The organism is Sphingobium sp. B2D3A, from assembly GCF_025961795.1.
In the GTDB taxonomy this organism is placed as follows: domain Bacteria; phylum Pseudomonadota; class Alphaproteobacteria; order Sphingomonadales; family Sphingomonadaceae; genus Sphingobium.
Window position 1 is genome coordinate 1856779 of sequence record NZ_JAOQOI010000001.1, and the last position, 24709, is coordinate 1881487.

The window sequence follows — 24709 nt, forward strand, 5'->3', positions numbered from 1 at the left end:
TGCTTTCTCGTCGGGGATTGCCGGCCTCAGCGACCGGCAAGCAAGGTGCCATCGTACAGGCGCGGGATGCCATCCCCCAGTGCGGTATCGCGCAGCGGCTCTGGCAGCACCGACTGGGCGAGGTTCTGGTAGCTCACCGGCCGCAGGAAGCGATCGATGGCGAGGCTGCCGACCGATGTGGTGCGGCCGTCCGACGTTGCCGGGAAGGGGCCGCCATGGACCATGGCGTGGCAGACCTCGACGCCCGTGGGCCAGCCATTGGCGAGGATACGCCCCACCTTGCGTTCCAGCACCGGCAGCAGCCGCGCAGCAAGCGGCTCATCCTCGGCGTCCATATGGAGCGTCGCGGTGAGCTGACCTTCGAGCGCCTTGAGGATCGCCATGACCTCGGCCTCATCGGCGCAGCGCACGAGGATGCCGCTCGCGCCGAACACCTCGTCGGCGAGATCGGGATTGGCGAGGAAAGCCTGCGCGCTGGTCTGGAACAAGATGGCGCCGCCGCTCGTGCCCTCACCGGGATCGCCACTGGCCAATGTCTCGATGGCCTCATGATCGGTTAGCGCCGCAACGCCTTTCCCATAGGCATCGCGAATGCCGGTGGTGAGCATGGTCTGTGGCGCGGCCGCTGCCACGCCCTCGGTCGCGCTGGCAATGAAGGCATCGAGCCCGTCGCCCTCCATGGCGATCAGCAGGCCCGGATTGGTGCAGAACTGGCCGGCGCCCATCGTCAGCGAGCCGACGAAGGCGGTGCCCAGCGCCGCGCCGCGCGCCTTGAGGGACTGCGGGAGAAGCAGAACCGGATTGATGCTCGACATCTCCGCATAGACCGGGATCGGAACCGGGCGGGCCTGCGCCAACTTGACCAGCGCAAGGCCGCCGGCGCGTGAGCCGGTGAAGCCGACCGCCGTGATGCGGGGGTCTTGGACGAGCGCGGCGCCGAGTTCGTGCGACGGCCCCATGATCTGGCTGAACACGCCTGCCGGGAGATCGCAGGCCTTCACCGCCGCCGTCAGCGCCTGCGCCATCAGCGAGGCCGTGATCGGGTGGGCCGGGTGGCCCTTGACGACGACCGGGCAACCCGCCGCGAGCGCAGAGGCCGTGTCGCCACCGGCAGTCGAGAAGGCGAGGGGGAAGTTGGAGGCACCGAACACCGCCACCGGGCCGAGCGGGATCATCCGCATCCGCAGATCGGGGCGGGGCAGGGGCTGCCGCTCGGGCATGGCGGGGTCGACGCGCAACTGCTGCCACCAGCCTTTGCGCACGACATCGGCGAACATGCGCAGCTGGCCCACGGTGCGTCCACGCTCGCCTTCGAGCCGGGCGCGCGGCAGGCCGCTCTCGCGCATGGCGGTTTCGATCAGGCCATCGCCCAGCGCCATGATCTCCTCGCCGCAACGCTCAAGAAAACGCGCACGATCTTCGCGGCTCGTCGCGCGATAGACCCCGAAGGCCTCCTCGGCGGCCGCGCAGGCGGCGGCGACATCCTGCGGGCCGTGAACGGGCAGCGGGTCACCATGAGGCGCACCGGTTTCGGCAGTGATCGAGCGGAATTCGGTCATGAGAGACTCCCTTTATTACTCCGACATATGAGGCCGGGCGCGCAAAGGCAACGGGGCGCGGCTGCGCTCGGGAAGTTTTTGTATCGCCGAATTTCCGATGCCTCCCCAGCTCGCCGGGCAATCCATAGGCAGCGCATAGCCGCTTTTTTGTTGGGCCAGACGCGTCCGTTGGCCATTCACAGGTGCTGCAGTCCCCGCTTCCAATGATAACGCTACCATGTTAGCCTCCGACCAAGCGCGGGACAAGCGGGCCATCGGGGAGGACACATGGAGCAGGGCGCGATGCAGCAATCGCTTTGGGGTGAACTGGGCCGTGTCTTGACGCCCCACGGCCCCGCCGTTCAATCCGCTGTGAGCTTCACGCCATCCGACTACAGCGTGCATTTCTTCCTGCAGATCGCCGTCATCCTTGTGACCTGCCGGGTGGTTGGATGGCTCGGCCGCACCCTGTTTAGGCAGCCGCAGGTGGTTGGGGAAATGATCGCCGGCGTCGTGCTTGGCCCGTCGCTCTTCGGCCTGTTCGCGCCGGATTTGCAAGCCGCGGTTTTCCCCAAGGAAACCAGCAACGTCCTTTATGTCGGCGCGCAGCTTGGCGTGGGCCTCTATATGTTTCTGGTCGGCTTGACGCTCCGGCTCGATCACGTCCGCTCAAAGGCGCGGGCGGCCGGCGCGGTGTCGGCGGCGGGCATCGCCGTGCCGTTCATGCTGGCGGCGGTGGTCACCCCCTGGCTGTTGACGATCGACGGGCTGTTCACGGCCGGGGTGGGGCGGGGGAGCGCCACCTTGTTCCTCGGCGCGTGCATCGCGCTCACAGCCTTTCCCATGCTGGCGCGGATCATCAACGAGCGCGGCCTCGCCAACACGTCGCTGGGCACGCTCTCGCTGACGGCGGGCGCCTTTGACGATGCCGCCTCCTGGTGCGTGCTCGCGGTCGTGCTGGCGACCTTCGGCGCCGGGCCGGGGGTCGCGGTGATCGCCATTGTCGGCGCGCTGCTCTATGCGGGGTTCATGCTGATTTGGAGCCCTCGGCTACTCGTCCCGCTCGGGCGTTTCGTTGAGGCGGAGGGCGGCATAAGCATGACGGTGCTCGCCATCGTCCTTGCGCTGTTCAGCCTGTCGGCGTTTCTCATGGACGCGATCGGCATACACGCAATCTTCGGCGGTTTCCTGCTCGGCGCCTGTATGCCGCGCGGGCTGATTGCGCTGGAAATCAAGCGCAAGGTCGAGCCGCTGGTGGTGGTGCTGCTGTTGCCGATGTTCTTTACTTATTCCGGCCTGAACACGCGGATGGACATGGTGAACTCCGTGCCGCTGCTCCTGACAGCGCTGGCGATTCTGCTCGTTTCGGTGATCGCCAAATTCGGGGCGTGCTGGGCCGCCGCGCGGCTGGCGGGGGAGGATCATCGCACGGCGCTGGGCATCGGCGCCCTGATGAATGCCCGGGGGCTGATGGAGCTCATCATCATCAACATCGGCCTGCAAAAGGGCATTATCGGTCCGACGCTGTTCGCGATGCTGGTGCTGATGGCCATCGTCACGACGGTGATGGCGGGTCCGCTGTTTGAACTGGTCTACGGTCGGCAGGCACGAGCACGCGGCGATCTGGCGGCGCTGGACGAGGCAAATGGTCCATCGACCGCCATGGCCCCGGCGGAGTGACGGTGGCGCGACCAGTGGGATGCTGCGCTTGATAATGTGGGAAAGTCTAAGTGGTGACCCCTACGGAAGCGGCAAACTGCAGGTAAGTAATTGATAGATAGTGATAATGGCTCTTGCGATGAGTATGATACCATCACACATACCATCAATTTTTATAGACATTGTGCGATAAAATGGGACGTTCACCTGCCGTCGTTAGTAGGCGGAACGGGCTCCCGGCGACAAGGACGCCCTTGGGCGGTGTCTAGGACCCAGCTTCCGTGCTCAAGTTCGCGTTAGGATTTGAGAACGCATCAGGAACATGGTATTTCCGACAATAGGGGAGATAGACCCATGTCGGAACTTACGGGAACACCTGAAGAGCGGCTCGTCAAAGTACAGGCAATCGCCGAAAGGCATCTGCCCGGAATCGTGTGCGAGCTTCAGGACTACAAGACGCAAATTGGCTGTGGCGCGCTCGACGAGCGTGGCATTCTGCATGATGTGAAATGGCGGCTGCGGGGATTGACCGAATGGCACGTCGATAACGGAGTGCGGTCGTTAGCGACGCATTTTGGACCGCGCGTCATGATCCATCGCGGTCGTCGAGCATGAGTGAATCGTCACCCCTGCCTGGAATGATCGCCGGAAATGCGGGAAAGCCAATCCTGCTGCCGGAAGTGTTGATCGACGGGGTGGCGGCGGAAGCTGTGCCGGCCGGTGCCAGCGGTAAATTCTTCGTTCGGTTGGCGATCTCCTCTGGAGAAGTGGGCTTTCATACGATCGCCGAGGGTCTCGGCCGTATCCTCGTGAGCCATGCCAGCGCTGCGGGATCCCCCTTCTCGTTGGACCGATCAGGAATGATCGTGCTGCTGATCCGCGAGGACAGATCGGCCGAACTGTGGGTCGATACCGCCGCAACGTCCCTCAACGTAATCGCTAAGCGGCCAATCAAAGCTGGCCAAGCTGTTTTTCAGTCGGATATTGCGGATATCGTCGGCATGGATTTTCCTTGCCTGGAGATCCGTGACACGGACGCCCTTGTGGTGCTCTTCCGAAAGGATTGGGGGTTCGGGCTGTATTTTGATTTCAACCCGGAAAAGAAGTTGGATCGGGAAGTCGCCTCACACCAGCTCGGACGGCTGTATCGCGTGCTTGCCTATCGTCATCTCTACGAGACGATGGCTGACCCTGCCATTGTCGAAAAGCTTATCGAGCGAGGCTGGTTTCCGTTCGTGGAAATCCTCGGCGACGAATTCAGAAATTTGGCGGAGCATTGTGCTGCTGGCTTCGCGATAGACGAGGCAGAAAATGCGCTACTTGCGGCATTCACGGACGCCCGATTGAATAACTTATTAGAGCGTTGGCGTGCCCGACCGCATTTCGCGGCGAGGATGCCGCTGCTCGAAGCGGCCCTGAAGCACTTCAAGGCCGACGAGCCGATCGCTGCGATTAAGATCGCCATCACAGAGATCGAGGGCGTGTTGCGATCAGCCTATATGAACGCGTCTGTCCCCAAGGCGAAAATACGTCACCTCTTGGATTTTGCGATCGAGTCCGCGGTTAGCAAATCGGGGGCTGGCGACACGCTGCTTCTTCCCGAAGCCTTTGCTCGCTACCTTGACGGATACACCTTCGCGCAATTCGATCCGGCCGGCGGGGCAACCCATGCTGGCTCGCGCCATGCCGTCGGTCATGGCGCTGCTGACGCGACTACCTTCACCAAGGCGAGAGCCCTCCAAGTGCTACTCACCGTGGATCAACTAGCCTTTTACACCTGATTGGCCCGTAACGGCTTTGTGCTTCAATGCCCCTTGTGGGTGAATGCTGGCGCTGACCTAGAAAAAATTGGTACCGTAACTATCCATTTGGAAAAATCGTCGGGGAACATGGCTCAGGACGATCTATTTGCTGAGGAGAGCACGCTGGAGCTTCCGGCGGTCCGCTACGGGCCGGTGCGCGTTGCAATTGGTGTCGTTGAAGCAATTTTGCGCCCGGCTTCCACCGTTGAAGCAAAGCGTGTCGGCGAAGTCCTCGTCTCAGCGCGCTTGAAGGAGCCTATCTACCAGATCGTTGATGGTGAGCGGCTGGTGGTCACGACGCGCGAGAACATCGCTCGTCCGAGCGAAGCCGACGGCGTTCTGCTGCAGAGCGAGAGCGGCAAGCTCTCGTGGTTGCACCACCGTCTCATTGAAGAACTTGAGGGCGCAGCTGCGAAGCATGGCTGGCCAGCGCTTGTCCGCAGGCGTGCTGAGCATTGGGACGGACGCTTTTCATTTCGCGCGGAGCAACCGAACGAGGATGGTAGCGTCGACGAGGATAAGCGCGGGCTTCGGCCGCCGCAACTCGGCGCACTGCACGCAATTGGGGCCCACTGGAGCATCAACATGCAGCCGGCGACCATCGTCATGCCGACCGGGACCGGCAAGACCGAGACGATGCTGGCGGCGCAAGCGGCCTACCTGCGCAAGCCATTGCTGGTAGTCGTGCCGTCCGACGCCTTGCGGTCTCAGACCGCGAGAACGTTTCTCACCTTTGGCCTTCTTCGCTTCTTGAAAGTGCTGCCGGACGACGTGCCGAACCCGATCGTCGGCCTCGTACGCAAAGTGCCGAAAACGACAGAAGACTTGGAGATTTTTGACCGCTGCAACGTGATCGTCGGGACGATGGACTCGCTAGCGGATAGCGCGGCCGAAGGTGTCTGGCCGGAAATTATCGAGCGGATCGGTGCGCTCGTCATCGATGAGGCCCACCATATCAGCGCCAAACGCTGGACGAGTTTTCGCGAGGCATTTTCTGGCAAACCGATCTTACAGTTCACGGCCACGCCCTTCCGCCGCGATGGGCAATTGGTGGATGGGCAGGTCATCTACTCGTACCCGCTGCATCGAGCGCAGCAGGATAAGTATTTCAAGCCCATCACCTTTGAGCCGGTCTATGAGACACTGGCCGCCAACGCCGATCAGGCGATCGCCGAAACGGCGGTGGCCCGCTTGCGGGAAGATTTGAGCCAAGGTCTCAATCATCTAATGATGGCCCGGTGCTCGCGCATCGAGCGGGCTCGGGCCGTGTTCGATATCTACAAGGCCCTAGCGCCCGATCTGAAACCGCTGCTTGTTCACTCAGACATGGGCGATACCCAGCCGGCGATCGATGCTTTGAAGGCCGGTGACAGTCGGATCGTCGTCTGCGTCAACATGCTTGGCGAGGGGTTCGACCTGCCGGAGCTCAAAGTCGCGGCGGTCCATGACCTCCACAAGAGCCTGGCGATTTTGCTGCAGTTCACCGGCCGGTTCACGCGTAGCGCTGCCGCGAATATCGGCAATGCGACCGTCATTGCGAACATCGCCGAGCCCAACGTATCAGAAGCGCTCGAGCGGCTTTACAGCGAGGACGCTGACTGGAACGAGCTGCTGAGCGAGTTAAGTTCGGCCGCGGCCCGGGAACATGCCCGGCTGGTCAAATTTCTCAACGAAGCGAAGCGCCTGGACAGCGGCCCAGACGATGAGGACGTGCCGATTTCACATAAGCTGCTCAAGCCCGGCATGAGCACATTGTTCTATCAGGCTGACAAATTCACCCCGAAGGCATTCCATGGCGGGCTTCCGTCCTCGATGGTTCCATATCGGGTTTGGCTGCACTCGCCTTCAAACACATTGTTCTTCGTCACGCGCTCCGAACCCACAGTCAAATGGAGCCGGTCGAAGTCCGTGAAAGATCGAACGTGGACGCTGTTCGTGCTGCATTACGATGCGGCGCGAAATCTTCTCTATCTCTCCTCCTCGGACAAAAGCTCGGCGTTTCCAGACCTAGCTACGGCGGTCGGGGCTGGAAAAATCATCAATGGGGACGTGGTGTTCCGGGCAATGGGTCGGATCACCCGGCTGGTCTTCCAAAATCTGGGCGTGAAGAAACACGGTCGTCGTAACCTGTCCTACGCCAGTTACACCGGCGCGGAAGTGGTCGCCGCCCTCAGCCAAGCGGAGAAGAGCGGTTCGCTCAAGGCGCTGTTGAGCGGCATCGGCTGGGAGGGTGGAAAGCAAATCACCATTGGTTGCTCGGCGAAAGGGCGGGTGTGGTCGCGCGAACAAGGTCCGATCCCGCGCTTCAATGAATGGTGCGAAGCGGTGGGTGACAAGCTGCTCGATAGCTCAATCGATACATCCAAGCTGATCGACAATGTGCTGCTGCCGACCGAGGTCACGACGCTACCGGCCATTGAATTGCTGAGCATCGAATGGCCCTACGAAATTCTGAGCCAGGCGGAGGAGCGAGTCGGGTTCAGCGACGGCGCGCGCGAACAGACGCAAACGATGTTTGAGCTTTGCATTACGGGATCTGACGTGTCGGCGAACACGATCGATTTTGAGATGATCGAAGCGACTTCTGGGAGTTGGGCATCGTTCCGATTTACACTGGGCGGGGCCGAGGAATTCAAGGTCGAGCAGATTTCGGGCAATCCCCTTGAGATCACAATCGGCAAGCTCTCCGCGCCGCTGGCGGCATATTTCTCGGAATACCCTCCGCTTTTCCGGTTCGTCGACCTCTCGGAGCTCGACGCGAACCTGCACATCGTGCCGCAAACGCCCTACGATCTTACGATTGAAGATGACCGGTTCGAGGTGTGGACGTGGAAAGACGTCGACCACACGAAAGAGTCGATATGGAAGGGCGGCGCGGTTCGCGAGGACTCCATTCAATGGCACGTCGCGCAGCAATATCTGGGAGAGGATTTCGACGTAGTCTTCGACGACGATGACAGCGGCGAAGCGGCCGATCTCGTCTGCCTGAAGGTCACTGAGGACGCCATCCGCATGGCGCTCGTGCATTGTAAGTTCTCGGGCGGTTCCATGCCTGGCGAGCGTGTGAAAGATGTGATCGAGGTCTCGTCGCAGGCGCTGCGGTCGGCTCGCTGGGTCGGAAAATTCCCGCAACTCGTGCAACATCTCAAGGCGCGGAACGAACCGGCAAAACGCGGTGGCCGCCCGTCCCGCTTTCTAAGAGGGGACGCAACCGATCTCAACCGGATCGTCAAACTCCATCGGTTCCGTCCGATCGGGACAGAAATCTTGATCGCGCAGCCTGGTTTGTCAAAATCCAAGCGAACCAAACCGCAATCGTCGGTCTTAGCGGCTGGTCTGACCTACGTGAAAGAAACCGTGGGCATCGACGTGACAATCCTCTGCAGCGAATGATGCTCTGCGCGCAGTCCGCTTTGCGAATTCGGTTAACCGGAGCGAGATGGCCGAAAATGAGGCGCGAAGCCGCCTTCACTCGGCCGACGTCTTAGCCGCGCTCTCGCCCCGGGAGAGCGCGGTAGCAGACATCATTCTGCGATATCACCTCGATAGGCCATCGGATCGGCGATCCAGCGGCTGACGGCGGACTCGTGCCAGCCTGCGCCGTGAATGCTGATCTTGACCTGCCGGGGAAAGGTGCCCTCACCCATCTTTCGATAGAGGGTCGTGCGGGAAAGCCCGGTGCGGGCCAGGACGGTCTTGAGACGAATGATCCGTTCGATGTTGGACATGGGCTGTACTTCCATACTCGGGGTTATCGAAGCTCCCCGGAACAGGATCGATAGCCATGGGACGAAGTGCAAGAGTGCCAAAAACGGTGCCGGTGTGCGGTGGCGGACTCTGGCGTCCCGTGGCGGCCACTGTCGTCCAAGCGCGGTGAAAAGAAATTTTCCCATGCCGTCCCGGTACGAGCAAATCGACCGTGCCGGCACGGATTTGGCGCTATCCACCCATCCCCTCGGATGCCGACTCGCCCGCGGCACCGACGCATAAAGCGGGTCAGCCCTTTGGCGGCTCAGGATTTTCCCGGCGCTGCAATTCATTCTCGACTGCTTCGCGAATGAACAGTGCAACCCGCCGATTGCCCACCAGCGCCTCAATTCGGCTGATCGTCTCAGCCGATAGCCTGACCGTCGTCGGCTTCATTCCAAGCGGTGGGCGTCCCATCGCCTCTTGGCTATCGGCCATGTCTGCGAACTCCAAGCCAAACAGGTTGACGCAACCGTTTATTTGAATATACGCCATCGTTTATTGGATAAACGGTGGCGTATATCGTGGCAAGGGCATTGAGCAAATCGGCCTGCGGCGATTCCGGCACCGCGAATCGCGCGGGAGCTACGGGATCGTGCCGCATCCGCTCCGTTGCATCCGCTTCATCCGCCCAGGATGCGGAATGGAAGGTTCATATGGCTGCCTCCACTTCACGCCGCGCGCTCCTTGGCGCATTGACGGGCGTCCCGGTGCTTGCTGCCCCGGCCACATCGCCCTGGGCTAAGGCCTTGGCGACGCTTCACGATCAGTATGCCAATCAACCGCCGGCCCTTGCTCGCACCAAGGCGGGGCGGAGCCTCAGCCGCTTCCGCTACCACAACGCCGAGAGCTTCTTTCTCGGCATAGAGAAAGGGGTTGTGCGGCATCCGACCGACAGGCTCTATCAGATCGGAATTGTGCTCCAGCTTGGGCTGAGCGCGCATCTACTCGATGTGGGTTTCGCCGACGCGTGGTGCGCCCGTCATATTGGCTTGAACGTCGCTAGATCGCTCGCCCACGCCAATGCGACGGGTCTCGGTTTCAAAACAACCGATATGGAACTGCTGGCGGCGATCCTCTCACCGTACGGCAAGTGGCGCAATGCGACTCCGCGCGACGTAGCCCCCGACTTTCCTTTCTCCACGGAGGAACTCCGAATGCTGACCCGCGCGCTGCTTGAACGCGTGCATCAGGTGACCGGTCATCCGCGCCCACGTGGTTGGCAGCATCGCTTACGGTGATGAAGGGGCGCGCTATGGCTGCCTACGGAGCGACCGTGAATCCCACCTCCGCCCGTGAGGTGATGGCGACGGCCGAGGAACTCGCACGGATGGAGGCAGCCCTGCTGACGCTGCCGCGTCTAACCCGCGAAGTGTTTCTGGCCCATCGGATCGACGATCTCAGCTATGCCGAGATCGCCGAGATCACCGGCCTCGGCGTGCGACAGGTCGAACGCAGAATGGCCGATGCCCTCTACGGCCTCCACTGTGCGCTGCAGGGCGGACGATTACGCCGCAGACGGTGGTGGGGCAGGCGGCGATGGTAAGGCAGCCGTAGCATCGCTTTTCGCTTGTGCTTCGGTTTCGAACGCGCGCCTGCCGCGCCGCGCCCACAGGGCGCGCGCGTGATCGCGTTCCTCACCTTGCAGATTGCCCGCGATGGACAAGAACGCGCCATAGAGCGTGGCGCGATCATCGCCGGTCAGTTCGACCAGCCCCGCCTTCACAATCAAGCCGCCCAGCTCGATCAGGTGCCGCGTGCGTTCCCGGCGCTTGACAACCCATTTGCGCATGTCGGTTCGTGCCTTCCTGGCCTCAAGCCGATGCGCCGCCGCCCTCGCGCTCCGCTCCGCCTTCCGGCTCCGCGCGAGGGCGGCGGCGAGACTGGCGTGTGACGCGAAAGAAGGCTGCACCCGCCTTGCGCCAGCCCTCCTTTGTCGCGGCGTCCTTTGTAGCCACCGCACTGATCAGCGCGCCCGCTAGCAGGTCAGCGTCGAGCGCATCGGCGCCGGTTGCCGTAGCCAGCTCGCCGAGCTGACGCACCCGGCGTTCCTTGAGCACCTTCACCTTGTCGGAGAGCGCTTTCAGCTCCGAATCGAAGTCCTTGGGTTTGCGCATCACAGTCTCCATTGCTGAGCGATGCGCTCATGATAATGGAACGGCAGGAATAATGCTGCAGAGTAGCTGGGGCTGTCTGAACCTACCCGGTCCATCACGAGAAGTTTTCTTGTGAGGGCGCGCTTATACGTCGTGCCGACGTACGCTTTGAAGTGTAAGTGGATTGCCGCCATGGCGATCTACCACTTCTCCGCCAAGATCATCAGCCGCGCGAACGGATCGTCGGCGCTGGCGTCCGCAGCCTACCGCTCTGCTTCGAAGCTGCACGACCAGCGGCTCGATCGCCATCACGACTTCTCGAATAAGGCCGGCGTCGTCCACTCCGAGGTGATGCTGACGGATGGCGCGCCCGAGCACCTCGGCGACCGCGAAACCCTCTGGAATGCGGTCGAGGCAGCCGAGCTTCGCAAGGACGCACAACTCTCCCGAGAGATCGAGTTCGCGATCCCGCGCGAGCTATCCCCTGAAATGGGAATTGACCTGGTGCGCGAGTTTGTCCGGCGCGAGTTCGTCGATCGGGGGATGATCGCCGACGTCAACGTGCATTGGGATGTCGGCGCGGACGGCGAGCCCAAGCCGCACGCGCATGTGATGCTGACGATGCGCGAAGTCGGAGAGGACGGTTTCGGCGCGAAGGTCCGCGACTGGAATCGCACGGACCTGCTCAACCATTGGCGTGAGGCCTGGGCCGATCACGTCAACGAGCGTCTGGCCGCACTCGATATCGATGCGCTGATCGATCATCGCTCATTCGAAGCGCAGGGGATCGACCTCGAGCCGCAGCACAAGATCGGCGCAGCCGCATCGCGCATGGTGGCGAAAGGCCTCAAGCTCGAACGCGTCGATGAGCATCGCGAGATCGCGCGCTCGAACGGCGAGAAGATCCTGGCCGAGCCGCGCATCGCGCTCGACGCGATCACCCGCACCCAGGCGACGTTCACGACGCGCGACCTTGCCATGTTCGCGCACCGGCATAGTGAGGGGAAGGATCAGTTCGACCAGGTGATGGCGGCGGTGCGCGCGTCACCCGAACTGGTCGCACTCGGCAAGGATGGTCGCGGCGAGGACCGGTTCACGAGCCGGGGCATGATCCAGACCGAGCAGCGTCTCGCGCGCGAGACGCAGGCGCTCTCCGAGCGCCAGCACCACCGCGTCGGCGAGCGGAATCGAGGGCGTGCTATCACGGGTGCCGAGCGGCGCGGTCTTGCACTTTCCGCCGAGCAGCGCTCGGCGTTCGAGCATGTCACCGACGCCAAGGATCTCGGCATCGTGATCGGCTATGCTGGAACCGGCAAATCCGCGATGCTCGGCGTCGCGCGCGAGGCATGGGAGCATGCCGGCTATCAGGTGCAGGGGCTCGCGCTGTCCGGCGTTGCTGCCGAGAATCTGGAGAACGGCTCGGGCATCGCCTCGCGCACCATCGCAAGCCTCGAACACCAATGGTCGCGGGGGCGGGAGTTTCTCTCTGCGAACCATGTGCTGGTGATAGACGAAGCCGGGATGATTGGGTCGCGCCAGATGGAGCGCGTGATTGCGGAAGCCGAGAAGCGCGGCGCCAAGGTCGTGCTGGTCGGCGATCCCGAACAGCTACAGGCGATCGAAGCAGGCACCGCGTTCCGCTCGATCGCCGAGCGGCACGGGGGCATCGAGATCACTGAGGTCCGTCGCCAGCGGGAGGACTGGCAGCGCGACGCCACGCGCCAGCTCGCCACCGGCCGCACCCCGGAGGCGCTCAATGCCTATCGCGAAGCCGGGATGGTGGTCGAATCGGAGACGCGCGCGGAGGCCCGCGAAGCACTGATCGACCGTTGGAACCGCGACCGGTTCGACGATCCGGCGCGCTCGCGCATCATCCTGACGCATACCAACGAAGAATGCGACGAACTGAATGGGCTGGCCCGGGATCGGATGAAGCGTAATGGGACGTTAGTCACTGATATTGCTGTCAAAACAACGCGCGGAGAGCGCTTGTTTGCGGCCGAAGACCGCATCATGTTCCTGCGGAACGAACGCGAATTGGGCGTCAAGAATGGCTCTCTCGGCACCGTCGAACAGGTTGATCGAAGCCGCATGGCAGTGCGGCTCGATGATGGACGGCACGTCGCGTTCGAGCTCAAGGATTATTCCGATGTCACCCACGGTTATGCCGCCACGATCCACAAGGCGCAGGGCGTCACGGTCGACCGTGCGCATGTTCTGGCAACGCCGGGGCTCGATCGCCACGCCGCCTATGTCGCGCTGTCGAGGCACCGCGACGCGTTGCATCTCCATTACGGCCGGGATGACTTCGCGGACAGCGACCGGCTCGCACGGACGCTGTCGCGCGACCGGCCTAAGGACAGTGTGCTCGACTATGAGCAGAGCGCGACCCGCTTTGCCGAGCGGCGCGGGTTCGACCGCTCGAGAATCCTCGACACGCTCGCGCGCGATAGGCTTGTTGATCGTAGCCACACGGCGCCCGAGCAACGGCGCGGTAGGTTCGATGGCCTTCGGCTGCGCGTTCCAGATGCCGCCGACGTGCCGACGCGCAGCCGGTTCGACGGGCTCAAACTTCAGGCGCCGCCCGAGCGGAGGGCGGCCGAGCGGGCGGGCGCTCTTGCAAACGTGGTCCAGCAATATGCTCGGACCGTGCAGGACATCGGCCGCATGACCGAGCAAGGGCTGTCTCCGCTGGAATATCAGAAGGTGGCGAAGGTGCAGGCGGCGCGGGCGCTCGACGCCATGCAGCAGCACGGTGCGCATGACCTTGAAGCGGTATTCGCGCGCGAGCCGGGCCTGGTGAGTGAGGCCGCCAACGGCCGGACGGCCAACGCCATTCGCCAGATGCAGCTCGAGACCGAGTTGCGCACCAATTCAGAGCTGCGCGCCGATCGCTTCGTCCAGACCTGGCAGCAACTCCGCGCGCAACGCGACAAGCTCGGCGGCTGGCAGAACGAGGACGCGCGCGGTGCAGTCGAACACCGCATGCGCGCCATGACGAAGGGGCTCGAAAAGGATCCTGCGCTCGGCGCTGCGCTTAGCCGCCGCGGCAGCGAGCTGCTCGGTCGCCAGTGGTCCCCGGAATGGTCGCCGGGAAGCCGCGACGGCGGCATCGGCGCGGCGATCGGCGATCAGGCGCGCACACGATCGTTCATCCAGCAACTGACGTTCTCGATCGAGCGAGGGCGCAATCTTGGAATCGGGCTATGAACGTGGAAAACACCATTCAGCCCGCCGACCACACCGACGATCCGGAAGTGGCGTTTGAAGCGATGAGCCGCAGGCTGGCGGGCCTGACGGCCGCCGTCGAAGGGTTCGCGGCGCGCCAGCAGGAACTGCACTCGCGCGACTACGGCCCGGACCTGGCCAAAATCCATTCCCTGTCGGGCGAGATGGTCGCCGCGATCAACAAGCTCGCGGCGAAACCGGGCGTTGCGTTGACGCCGGAAACACTTGCACCGCAGATCGCGAAGGCTGGCGAGGGGGTGCGCGCAGCCGATCATCAGGCCTGGGCCAGAGCCAATCGTGAGCTTGGCGCTGCGATCCAGTCGCTCAACGATGTGACGGCATCCGCGATGAAGGCCGACACGCAGAGGCACTGGATCATCGGTGCCGCGATCACGGCGCTGGTGATGGGATTTGCGTTCGGGATGATCGTTCCAACGAGGATCGCGCAGTCGGTGCCGGAGAGCTGGCATTGGCCGGAGCAGAGGGCGGCGCGGTTACTCCAGCGTAGTGAATGGGACGCCGGGATGCGGCTGTTGCAGGTCGCCGATCCACACCAGTTGCGCGCTTTGAATGTGGCGGCGAGGATGGTGGAGGATAATGCTGAGGCCTTGGCGGGTTGTCGTACCCGCGCCGCGCAATCTAAAAACGCTGTGAAATGCCACATTGAAGTGGCTGCGGCCACGGCTGACTGAAACTGCCGGTCACGACGATAAGTACCGATAGCAGTCCCGCAGCGTGCCAGGGCATGATGACGATGAACGAGCACCCGTTTGAAATGAGAGGGAGTGTAGATGCAGGGTTTGACGACCTGTCCGGTGTGCCAAGGGGCGTTCGGCCGATGCCGAGAGCGCGCGACACCTCGGGATGCGTCTGCCTTCGATTGCGACGGTTGTGGCGCGTTCGAGATTAGCCGGACGGCCCTGGTTACATGGTTCGAGCCCGACCGTCATCGCCTTACTGCGCTCCAACGCTCGGCGCTCAGTCATGCGTTGCGAACGGCGTCGCGTGGGACATCGCCCTTGATGATCACTACCGATTGGATGGAGCGCTTCTTGCCAAGCGCGAGGTTGCCGACGCCGGCGACGCAAGTCGCCAATCTCATCGCGCATATTGGCGATGCCGTGGCGGAGACCGGCGAAGGATGTTTCATCGACGATGTCGTCGATACGCCGCTCGTCGGGGCGTTCAACCGGACCATGTTCGACGCTCTTCTGAAAGAAGTTCGCGAACGCGGGTTGGTCACAGCGGTTGGCAAGACGAGCGTGCCGAACCCGCGGGATGTCGGCGTCCTTCAGGGCACACTTTTCGGTCTCTCGCTCGAAGGGTGGGAGCGATACGAAACCGAGAAGCGCGGCAAGTTTGCCGGCCGCTACGGCTTCATCGCGATGAAATTCGGCGATGCGGTGCTGGATCCGTTCGTGGAAGCCGTGGTGAAACCCGCAATCCGCGATGCGATCGGGTTCGATCTTGTTGATCTGCGTAATGTCTCGCGGGCAGGCGTCATCGACAACATCCTGCGGGCACAGATTCGTGATGCGGCCTTCGTGCTGGTCGATCTGACCCACGACAATGCCGGCGCTTATTGGGAAGCGGGATATGCCGAAGGGCTCGGCAAGCCGGTGATCTATCTATGCGAGCAATCGAAGTTCGATGCTGCGAAAACGCATTTCGATACCAACCATTGCACGACGGTGATGTGGTCGGTGGCAGAACCAGCCCCTTTCATCGAAGCGCTCGTCGCGACGGTACGGCGCTCGCTCAACCTGTTTCCCGACACGGTGGCCCCCGGCCATTGATTATGGCGAGCTTATCACATATTATAGAAATCAGATAAATTCTCCTAAGGTTCCTCGAATTGGACGCTCGTCTCAACCCTTATGCGCCAGGCGCCGGTACACCCCCGCCCGAATTGGCAGGGCGGGACGAAATAATCGAGCGCGCAGCAGTTGCGCTCGATCGTATTCGCGCGGGGAGATCGGCACGGAGCGTCGTGCTCTATGGACTGCGCGGGGTCGGCAAGACCGTCTTGCTGAACCGGATCCGGCTCGACGCCGAAGCCCGCGGGATCGCCAGCGTGCGGATCGAGGCACCGGAAGAACGATCACTGCCCGCGCTTCTCGCCCCTGCGCTGCGGGCCGCGCTCTTCCGGCTGCGCCGGATTGATGCCGCGAAAGCGGGCTTGGGACGGGCGATGAAGGCCCTGGCTGGCTTCGCGGGCGCGTTGAAGATCAAATATGCCGATATCGAGGTTGGCCTCGACATCGATCCTGAGCACGGCCTCGCCGACAGTGGTGATCTCGACACGGATCTGACTGACCTGATCGCCGCGGTGGCAGAAGCCGCCGCCGAGCGAGGCACGGCCGTCGTTTTGTTCGCCGATGAGCTGCAATATGTACCCGAAGATCAGCTCGCCGCACTGATTATGGCGCTGCACAGCGCGAACCAGGCGCAACTGCCGATTACGATGGTGGCCGCCGGCCTTCCGCAGCTGCTGGGGTCGATGGGCCGTGCCAAGTCCTACGCGGAGCGGCTGTTCGAGTTCATAGCGATCGACCGACTCGACGCTGACGCCGCGCGCGATGCACTCCGCCTCCCGGCGCTTCGCGAGGGCGTTGAGTTTTCCGATGAGGCGGTCGGCATTATTCTCAATAAGAGCAGCGGCTATCCCTATTTCCTTCAGGAATGGGGCAAGCACAGCTGGAACGTGGCGGACGATTCTCCGATCGATGGGGACGACGCCCGCCGGGCAACCGATGAAGCGTTGGCCGATCTGGACGCAAGTTTCTTCCGGGTGCGGTTCGACCGGCTGACCCCGGCTGAAAAAGGCTATATGCGGGCCATGGCAGAGCTCGGCCCGGGGCCGCACAGGTCCGGCGATGTGGCCGCGCAACTGGGGCGCCAGGTGACAACGGTCGCCCCGATCCGGAACACCCTGATCGCGAAGGGCATGCTGTACAGCCCGGCGCATGGCGATACCGCCTTCACAGTGCCGCTGTTCGACAGCTTCATGCGCAGGATCATGCCCTCGCCATGATCTACAGGACCGCTGCCGACATTCTCGAGGAAGCTGACCGGCGCGGCATGCGTCGGGCGTTTGTCGTGACGGCAATGATGCTCGAGATGGAGGCGGTCCAAAGCCATATCGACTATCTGGGCTCTGTCAGCGGCGAGGATGGCGCCGTCTACGAATGCGGGGTTTTCTCCGATCTCGGTCAGGATTGGCTGGTGGTCGTCACCGAAACCGGTGAGGGCACCCATGCGGCACTCAGCGCCGTTAGCTACGCTCATCGCGCGTTCGCACCGTTTGAGGTCATGATTCTGGTGGGTGTCGGCGGCTCCCGCAAAGAGGAGGCTCCGATCGGGAGCGTGGTCGCTTCCGACCATGTCTACATGCCGTACAGCGCGAAATATGGCGCGAAGGGTCGATCCAGTCGGCCTCGTTCGTTCCAACCGGACAGTCGCCTGATCGGCATCGCCAAGAAAGTGCGGCGGGAACGGAAGGGCTGGCCCAACCGGATTCGGGATCCGCTCGAATGCGTTCTGCCGGCGCGCGATGCCTATCCGGTCGATTATCCGCCGATCGGCCTGGTGAAGCCGATCGCGTCGATCGAAGCGGTGCTCGACGATCCAACTAGCGAACTCGAAGCCCTGATCGCCGAGGATTATGGCGATACCTACGTCGTCGAGATGGAAGGCTATGGCGCGGTCTATGCCGCGAGCCGGGAACGGACGCCGAGCATCGTGGTGCGCGGCGTCTCGGACATGACGCAGGGAAAGTCTCCAGAGGACGACGCGCTTCGGCAACCGATTGCAGCGGCGCATGCGGCAGCCTTTGCGTTCGAGATGCTGAGCCATTGGGGGCAGATCTATCCGCGATCGGCCGGTGGCGGTGATCCGGCGCCGGTGCAGCTCGGTGCGCCGGAAACCCTCGCCACGGCACCAAGCGAGATCGTGGAGGTCGCGGCTGATGTCACGCCCTTCGTCGCGGTCACGGAACCGGAAGCCGAGCCTTCCACGCCAACAGCGGCGCCACCGGTCAGCGCGGATGTGGTGATCAACCTCAACGCGAGGATGGAAGAGGCGACGCCTGAGTGGATCGCAACGCTGCAGACGGCGCTGCGAGAAATTTGCGGCACGGACGATATCCTAGTGGTTCGAGCGGCGGCGGGCTCGGTGCGGTTGTACGTCGCTGACCCAACCGGAGCGCTTCGAGCGGTCAACAGAGCACAATTGCGGGAAGGATTGCTGGCGAAGACCGACGTCGAGCTGATCGGCATGATGTCGGCGGCCGACGCAGAAGCGCTCGACGCCTCGATTGCGGACCTGGTGGCGGCATCAGCCGATCTCATGGCGTGGCCGCAGACGCTCCCTGACGGCGAATGGATCGAGCGCCCCGAACTGGAGACGTTGGTCGAACGCGTCGAGGGCCAGGTGTCGAGCACCAGCGTGGTGCTGGGGCCGCCAGGTGCTGGCAAATCGGCGCTGCTGGCAGCGCTGGCCCACCGCTATGTCGAACGGGGATGGCCGGTCCTCGGTATCAAGGCGGATGCGCTCGATCCCGATATCGCAACCGATGACGACCTGCGGGATCGGCTCGGACTGGACACGTCAGCAGGCACCGTCGTCGAACGGGTCGCATCGTTCCGGCCCATCCTGGTGATCATCGACCAACTCGATGCTCTCGCTGGCTATCTCGATATTCGGACGGCGCGGCTCAGCCTGTTACTCAATCTCGTGCGGCGGGTCGGCAGGCTCGACAATGTCCACGTGATCCTCTCGGCGCGTCTGTTCGAGTTCAATCACGACACCCGGCTGCGCGCTGTGCAGGCCGAGCAGGTGGCGCTGGCGCTTCCGCCCTGGAGTAAGGTTGTTGAGCTGCTCGATCAGCATGGCGTCCAAGCCGGCGGCTGGCCGCCCGATGCACAGGAGTTGATACGCACGCCGCAGGCGTTGTCGATCTACCTCCAGCTTCGCAGCAGCCGCGAGTCCGAGCCATTCGACAGCTACCAGGCGATGTTAGAGCGGCTCTGGGAAGAGCGGGTCCTGGCCGGCGAAGACGGCCCGCGCCGTGCCCGGCTGCTCGCCGATATCGCGGACCACATGGCCCAAGAGGAAAGCCTGTGGCTGGCGGCCGCCCGGTTTGATGATCACCGTGCGGATCTGAAGGCACTCGAAGCCGCCGGAATCCTGACTGCCGTCGATGGCAGTGTCGGATTCAGTCATCAGACGTTGTTCGATTTTGCACTTGCGCGCAGCTTCGCGCGCGAGCCCGGGCGATTGTCAAAATATGTGCTTGAGCGGCAGAGTTCGCTGTTCCTTCGGCCGAAGCTATGGGCCGGCCTTACCTATCTGCGTGGCGTCGATCGCAACGCCTATCAAGTCGAGCTCGAAGCGATCTGGACGGCACCGGACCTGCGCCGGCATCTCCGTTTCCTGTTAATCGACTTTCTCGGCCATGAGGCAGCGCCGACGGATCGCGAGGCGCTGCTGATGGAGCAGGCGCTCGCGCTCCCGGCCGAACGCTGGCGCGCCTTTCGCGCGCTGAGTGGTAGCCGCGGCTGGTTCGAGCGCTTTGCGCATAGCTTCATCAGTGAGGCGATGACGGCGGACGATCGATCGGCGGACCGGATGATGGAAGTGCTGTCGCGCGCTTGGCCATTTGCGTCGGCGAAGGTGGCAGATCTGGTCGCGGACCGATGGCTGCCGGAGCCGGCCTATGATGCCCGCGCTTGGGTGGTCGTTCAGAACGCGACCGATTGGACCGATCAGGTCACCGACATTGCCTGCACTGTGGTCGACCGAACCGACATCGCGCCAATGATGATCGACCATGTAGTGGCGACGATCGGGATCGACCATCCCGAACACGCATTGCGCTTGGTCCGGACCCGGCTTGAACGGCAACTTCGAATCGCAGAGAGCGAGGCGACCGAGAAAGCCAAGGTCCCCAAGCCCAAATTCGACAACCATGAGGAGCACTTTGCGTGGTTCATCAAGAATGACCCCAAGGACCCGATCAAGAAGCTGATCGAGGAGCGCCAGGAGTGGGACAGCCTGCCCGCACTGGCCGAGCAGTCTCCGGTTGTCTTTCTTGATACGCTCTGGCCCTGGTTCCGCTCGACGTTCGAAACGCTCGCCCGCTTTGCCGAGGGACGGGAAGGCTATCTCGGCTATCCGTTAGCCAGCGAGGGTCACTTCCATTTTGATGAGGAGCAGGCCGATGGCCTGCCCGAACCGGCGCTGCTGCACGCGCTTCGCGTCGCGGTTGAGCAATGGGCCGCAGCTGACAAGGAGGCCTTTCTTGCCTGGGTAAATGTGCAAATGGGGATCGCGCTCGCGCCTGTGCAACGCCTCGTTGCCCACGCTTTCGCTCATCTCCCCGTGCTCTACGCCAAGGATGCGTTGGTCTATCTTCTCGCTGATCGGCGCCGTTTCTGCCTTGGCACTGCCGGAACGTTGAGCAGCACCACAAAAGGCCTGGTCGCGGCGTCGGCCCCTCATTGGACACCAGAGGAGGTCGCCCGCTTCGAAGCGGCGGTGACCAGCTTTGCGCCGCCGCCGCCGGACCAGGCGACACCGGAAGAACGCCGGTCCTGGCGACGTGTGCTTCGCCGCGTCCAGCTCGACTTGTTGCGAGCGCTTCCGAAACACCAGATGAGTGCTGCCGCACGTAAGCGCGTCGCCGAAGAGCAACGTGTTTTTGGGAGCCGTGACATTGGCTCTCGCTTCACCGAAGCGCGGATGATCGGTTCGCCGATGGATGCCGATGTGATCGCGCGCGCCAGCGACGACGACATCGTCGGAGCCTTTGAAGCGCTGCCAGACGTGACGGGGTGGGATCACCCGCGCAGTTTCATGGTTGGGGGTAACATTCAGCTGTCGCGCGAGTTTGCGACTTTTGCCGCGCAGGACCCGGCCCGCGCGCGCCGTATCCTCGATCGTCTTGGACCCGAAACCGGCACCCGTGCCGCCGGCTATGTACTCGACGCGATCGCGGAAGGCGCCAGTGGTGATGCAGTGATCGCGCTTCTGGAGGATGTCACCAATCGCGGCTTTGACGGGGAAGAATTTCGCGGGTCGGCCGCGCGTGCCATCGAAAAGCTGGTGCGGCGCAGAGTGCCGGTCCCCGATGCCATTCTGGAGTTGCTCGAACGGTGGCTCGTGGAGCCAGCGGCAAAGGACGCCGGGGATGAAGGTCATGCGGCGGACAATGAGGACATCTTCGATAGCGCGGTCGATGAGCTGACCGAGACCTCCGACTCCGATGGCGACAGCGACAGCCTTCTGGAGAGCCTGGTCTGGGGGCATGGCGGTCTGTCCATTGTCCCGGGCGGTTCATATCCGATTGCCGAGGCGCTCACTCGGGCTCGCTTAGCCCGTAAGGAGGGCGACCGACTTATCGACACGCTGGAGCGGTATCTGGCCTGTGACAAGGGCGTTGAGAATTGGGATCATTTGCTGCCGTTCCTGCCTCATGTGGAAACAGCCGATCCGGCGCGGCGAACGGCGTTTCTGGGCCGGTTGTTCGACGAAGTGCCGGGCCTCGTGGGTACCAAGATGGCAGCGCATTACCTCGCGAACGCGCATTGGAATGAAGCTGTGTTCGTGGATGCACAGCTTGACCGCTGGCGGGATTCAGGCAGCCGTCGTGCGCGGATGGCCTATGGCGAGATTGTGGCTATCGCCGCTGTTGTGCAGCCGACACTCGATTGGGCGCAAGCGCGGCTCGAGATTCTCCTCGACAACGTCGCGATGGAGGATGCGCGGGTCGGAGCCGTGCATTCGGCCGCCAATCTGTGGGCCGATCCGAAACATCGATCGCGCGCGAACCCGATCCTCGTTCGTGGGTTGGAGCGCGGTCCCGCTGCGGTCTGGCCGGCGGTATTTGACGTGTTCCGGCTGGTAGACGAGCTTTCGCCCGATGCCGAGACGGCCGCTCTTCTGACGACGATCGCCGATCGCCTGACGGGCGAAGCCCGGGTCGACGCCACATTTGTCGTGGAGCGCCTCGCCTCGCTACTTCCGCACCAGGCGCTTTTGATTGCGCGGGTGTCCGAGCGTCTGATCGAGCATTGGCGCGATGATCTGGGGAATATTCAGACAAGCACGGCCTTTGCCGCTGCTGACCTCGTCAATCTGGCTGTCACGCTTCACCGTTTGGGACCGGAAACGCGGGATGTTGGAACATCGCTGTTCGAGCTCCTGATCGAAATCGAATCCTACGCGGCAATGGAAACGCTGGAGGAGATCGACAGCCGATTTCGGGCGCGACCGGCACCGTCCCGGCGTCGTTTGCCGAGACGGCAGGCGCAAGCGCGGCGATCCAGGCGGCGCGTGACGCGCCCGGCTTAGAGTGTGACTATCGAAATCTTCATCGACGACAGCGGGAAGAACGACCCGCCGGTCTTTGTCCTTGGCGGCGTGATCGGACGACAGGAGGGCTGGTCGGCCTTCGCGGACGATTGGGCGATGGTCCTGGCGACCCATCCAGCAATTCCACACCTCAAGATGAAAGATGCGAACGCCAGGCGCGGCGCGTTCAAGGGAATGAGCACCGAGGATCGGGATGCCAAGTTGGTGGCTCTGGCGGCAGTCATTCGCAAGCATGCGCTGGCGACCATCTCGGTGACCGTTCGGCATGAGGAATATAGGCAGATCTTCGAAGGGCGCATGATGCGGTGGATGGACCGGCCCTATCAGATGCTGTTCCATCTGATCATCGCCACCACCTATAAGCTGCGTAACGAGCTCGGACTCACCCACAGGGCAAGTTTCGTGTTCGACCGGCAGCTGGAGCATGAGGCTGCGCTGCGCGAGTCCTTCGTCGCGATGAAAAAGAATATGCAGCCTGACCTCGAGGCGTTTCTGGCCGATGATCCGCGGCACGCCGATGACAAGGACGAACTCCCCCTGCAAGCTGCCGACATGGTCGCATGGCATGTGCGGCGGTCGTGGAAAGACTGTGTTTCGGCCCTTCGCGCCGCGTCCGCTGCCGGGCCGATTCTTGCCGACCTTCCGGGCAAGCACGATCTGTTCAACGCCGAGACGCTTCAGTTTCTCGCCGGGGTCGCCACGAAAACCGTGCGCGACTTGAATACTGTGTTCCCCTATGAAGCGGACCGCATAGCGGAGACGTTCGACACAGCGGCGACCTGTGCAAATCTGCATCTGATGGCAGATGCATGGCCCCTTCAGCCGGTCGAGCTTATTTCCTTCCCGGCCATCGGAACCGCAAAATATCTGCTTGTGAATAGCTGTGCTGAGTTCTGCAGTCCGCATCTGCACAAGCGATTAGAAAACAGGTGCCTAGGAGCGGCTTCGGTGGCGTGATGCCGTGTTCGAGGACCGCAAAGGGAACCGGCGACCCACAGCTTTTGCACGCGACGCCGAGATAGATGCTGCCCGGCTTGAGGGCGAATTCGATTGCTCGACCGATCGGCTCCAATTTCATTGGCCTCCTCCCGCATAGGTGGTCGGAGATCTACCATATAGGGTGAGCATGACGGCTGGATTGAGCAGCGACTGATAAGGCTCGCCTTGCACGATGAAGCCATTCTCCTCCAGGATCGGCTGCATCTGATCGGTCTTCGTCGTGGCGTAGAGCCCGCTGGTGGGCACGGCCTCGACGGCCGCGGCGACGAGTGTGCGGGCATGCCCCTGTCGACGATGGTCCGGATGAACGACGATCCAGCCAAGTTCGAGCGGAAAAGCGTCTGCCTGCTGCGAAACCGTTGCCTTTTCGAATTCACCCCGACGATGCGCGGTGAACGGCGTCTTGATGGCCGCGGTGCCGATGATCGTATCACCCTGACGAAGCATCACCAGCGCGGCAGCGCGATCGACGAGTCCGGGCAGCGTATCAGGATTGACCTCTCCGGCGGCTGCGACGAACGCGGCAAAGGCCTCTTTCTCTGATGGGGATAGACGAGCCGGATTTTCAGTTATGACAGTCACGGCCGGGTCGTGCGCTGGCGGCGCCATGAGCTGAGGTGGCTGCTCGTAAGCGTCGAGTTGCCATGCACCCTGATAGCTCGCGATGATGCCGTCGCTCGGGACGGGCATACCCGCAATCACAGCGATCTGACCGAGGCAGCGGCTTAAATGCCCGCGTAAGATTTCTAGGCCATCGAAATATCCTTGGCGCACATCTTCCGGTCGATGAAAATCCGCAAAACGCGGATGAGGGGGGGCGTCGTCCGCACGCCGCAGCAATTCCTCGTACGTCATAAACTGACGAATCCCGGCAGCCATTGCGTCAAGAAGCAGAAAGAGCGGTCCGTCCTGGAGATCGGCAAGCTCAACCTCCTTATCGACGATGAGCTGCCGTATCTCGTTGAGCGAGGCCAGCGCATTTTCGATGCAATCATCGCAGCATTCCCAGGCCGACAACACCCGGCGGTCGCGCAGCCGCAGAACGATTCTGCGAGCGACTTGGCGTTCGCGGTCTTTCGGACTGACGGCAATGCTGACGAACGGCAGGTTCAACGTGACATCGCCGATCCTCCCCGCGACCTGCCGACGGGCTCGTCCAAGTAGGTCAACGAGATCAAATCTGAATGGAATTTCTCCGCTCGTCATAGCGGGAAGATAGGTGTCTCAGGCCTCATCCGATAGAGTGATTATCGCAGACTCAATCCTT

18 protein-coding genes are annotated in these 24709 nt (G+C 62.6%); 12 read left to right on the forward strand and 6 right to left on the reverse strand.

The window, feature by feature from the left end; genetic code table 11:
• Window positions 1-26: 26 nt before the first annotated feature.
• Window positions 27-1559: an aldehyde dehydrogenase (NADP(+)) gene (locus M2337_RS08620; RefSeq protein ID WP_264569887.1), complete on the reverse strand. Its 1533-nt coding sequence runs from the start codon at window positions 1557-1559 to the stop codon at window positions 27-29.
• Window positions 1560-1841: 282 nt separating this feature from the next.
• On the opposite strand from M2337_RS08620, the gene M2337_RS08625 reads away from it, so the two are divergent.
• From M2337_RS08625 to M2337_RS08640, 4 genes are all read left to right on the forward strand, one after another.
• Window positions 1842-3218, forward strand: a complete 1377-nt coding sequence (locus tag M2337_RS08625; protein ID WP_264569888.1) for a cation:proton antiporter — start codon at window positions 1842-1844, stop codon at window positions 3216-3218.
• 333 nt (window positions 3219-3551) lie between these two features.
• A complete protein-coding gene (locus M2337_RS08630) occupies window positions 3552-3812 on the forward strand; it encodes a hypothetical protein (RefSeq protein ID WP_264569889.1) in 261 nt (86 codons plus the stop codon).
• A complete protein-coding gene (locus M2337_RS08635) occupies window positions 3809-4978 on the forward strand; it encodes a hypothetical protein (RefSeq protein ID WP_264569890.1) in 1170 nt (389 codons plus the stop codon). Before M2337_RS08630 ends, M2337_RS08635 begins: the two co-directional genes overlap by 4 nt.
• Window positions 4979-5086: 108 nt before the next feature.
• Complete coding sequence (locus M2337_RS08640) at window positions 5087-8392, forward strand: DEAD/DEAH box helicase (RefSeq protein ID WP_264569891.1); 3306 nt, start codon at window positions 5087-5089, stop codon at window positions 8390-8392.
• A gap of 131 nt (window positions 8393-8523) precedes the next feature.
• Here the strand turns inward: M2337_RS08640 and M2337_RS08645 are convergent, their stop codons facing one another.
• Window positions 8524-8727: a helix-turn-helix transcriptional regulator gene (locus tag M2337_RS08645; protein ID WP_264569892.1), complete on the reverse strand. Its 204-nt coding sequence runs from the start codon at window positions 8725-8727 to the stop codon at window positions 8524-8526.
• A gap of 268 nt (window positions 8728-8995) precedes the next feature.
• A complete protein-coding gene (locus tag M2337_RS08650) occupies window positions 8996-9241 on the reverse strand; it encodes a hypothetical protein (protein ID WP_264569893.1) in 246 nt (81 codons plus the stop codon).
• Between the two features lie 161 nt (window positions 9242-9402).
• Between M2337_RS08650 and M2337_RS08655 the strand changes: the two genes are divergently transcribed.
• Together M2337_RS08655 and M2337_RS08660 are read left to right on the forward strand one after the other, a co-directional pair.
• A complete protein-coding gene (locus M2337_RS08655; protein ID WP_264569894.1) occupies window positions 9403-9987 on the forward strand; it encodes a hypothetical protein in 585 nt (194 codons plus the stop codon).
• 14 nt (window positions 9988-10001) lie between these two features.
• On the forward strand, window positions 10002-10292 hold the full coding sequence (locus M2337_RS08660; protein ID WP_264569895.1) for an RNA polymerase sigma factor: 291 nt from the start codon (window positions 10002-10004) through the stop codon (window positions 10290-10292).
• Here M2337_RS08660 and M2337_RS08665 read toward each other — a convergent pair.
• Together M2337_RS08665 and traD are read right to left on the reverse strand one after the other, a co-directional pair.
• Window positions 10254-10538, reverse strand: coding sequence for a conjugal transfer protein TraD (locus M2337_RS08665; RefSeq protein ID WP_264569896.1), 285 nt, complete (start codon window positions 10536-10538; stop codon window positions 10254-10256). The two genes, M2337_RS08660 and M2337_RS08665, sit on opposite strands and share 39 nt — an antisense overlap.
• A 22-nt stretch (window positions 10539-10560) precedes the next feature.
• Window positions 10561-10863, reverse strand: a complete 303-nt coding sequence (gene traD / locus M2337_RS08670) for a conjugal transfer protein TraD (RefSeq protein ID WP_264569897.1) — start codon at window positions 10861-10863, stop codon at window positions 10561-10563.
• A gap of 171 nt (window positions 10864-11034) precedes the next feature.
• Between traD and traA the strand changes: the two genes are divergently transcribed.
• The 6 genes from traA to M2337_RS08700 all read left to right on the forward strand — a co-directional run bounded on the left by traA (window position 11035) and on the right by M2337_RS08700 (window position 23400).
• Complete coding sequence (gene traA / locus M2337_RS08675) at window positions 11035-14052, forward strand: Ti-type conjugative transfer relaxase TraA (protein ID WP_264569898.1); 3018 nt, start codon at window positions 11035-11037, stop codon at window positions 14050-14052.
• Window positions 14049-14762, forward strand: coding sequence for a DUF6118 family protein (locus tag M2337_RS08680; RefSeq protein ID WP_264569899.1), 714 nt, complete (start codon window positions 14049-14051; stop codon window positions 14760-14762). The genes traA and M2337_RS08680 overlap by 4 nt, the downstream gene beginning before the upstream one ends.
• 330 nt (window positions 14763-15092) lie before the next feature.
• A complete protein-coding gene (locus tag M2337_RS08685) occupies window positions 15093-15866 on the forward strand; it encodes a nucleoside 2-deoxyribosyltransferase (RefSeq protein ID WP_264569900.1) in 774 nt (257 codons plus the stop codon).
• Window positions 15867-15979: 113 nt separating this feature from the next.
• Entirely contained in the window at window positions 15980-17104 is a 1125-nt protein-coding gene (locus tag M2337_RS08690) for an ATP-binding protein (RefSeq protein ID WP_264572219.1), read from the forward strand.
• 74 nt (window positions 17105-17178) lie between these two features.
• Window positions 17179-22422 carry a hypothetical protein gene (locus M2337_RS08695; protein ID WP_264588616.1) on the forward strand — a complete coding sequence of 1748 codons (5244 nt, stop codon included), beginning with the start codon at window positions 17179-17181 and terminating at the stop codon, window positions 22420-22422.
• A gap of 3 nt (window positions 22423-22425) precedes the next feature.
• The gene (locus M2337_RS08700; RefSeq protein WP_264569902.1) at window positions 22426-23400 is read left to right on the forward strand and encodes a DUF3800 domain-containing protein; all 975 of its coding nucleotides are present in this window, start codon (window positions 22426-22428) and stop codon (window positions 23398-23400) included.
• A gap of 117 nt (window positions 23401-23517) precedes the next feature.
• Here M2337_RS08700 and M2337_RS08705 read toward each other — a convergent pair whose 3' ends face one another.
• A complete protein-coding gene (locus M2337_RS08705) occupies window positions 23518-24555 on the reverse strand; it encodes a GNAT family N-acetyltransferase (protein WP_264569903.1) in 1038 nt (345 codons plus the stop codon).
• Between the last annotated feature and the right edge of the window lie 154 nt (window positions 24556-24709).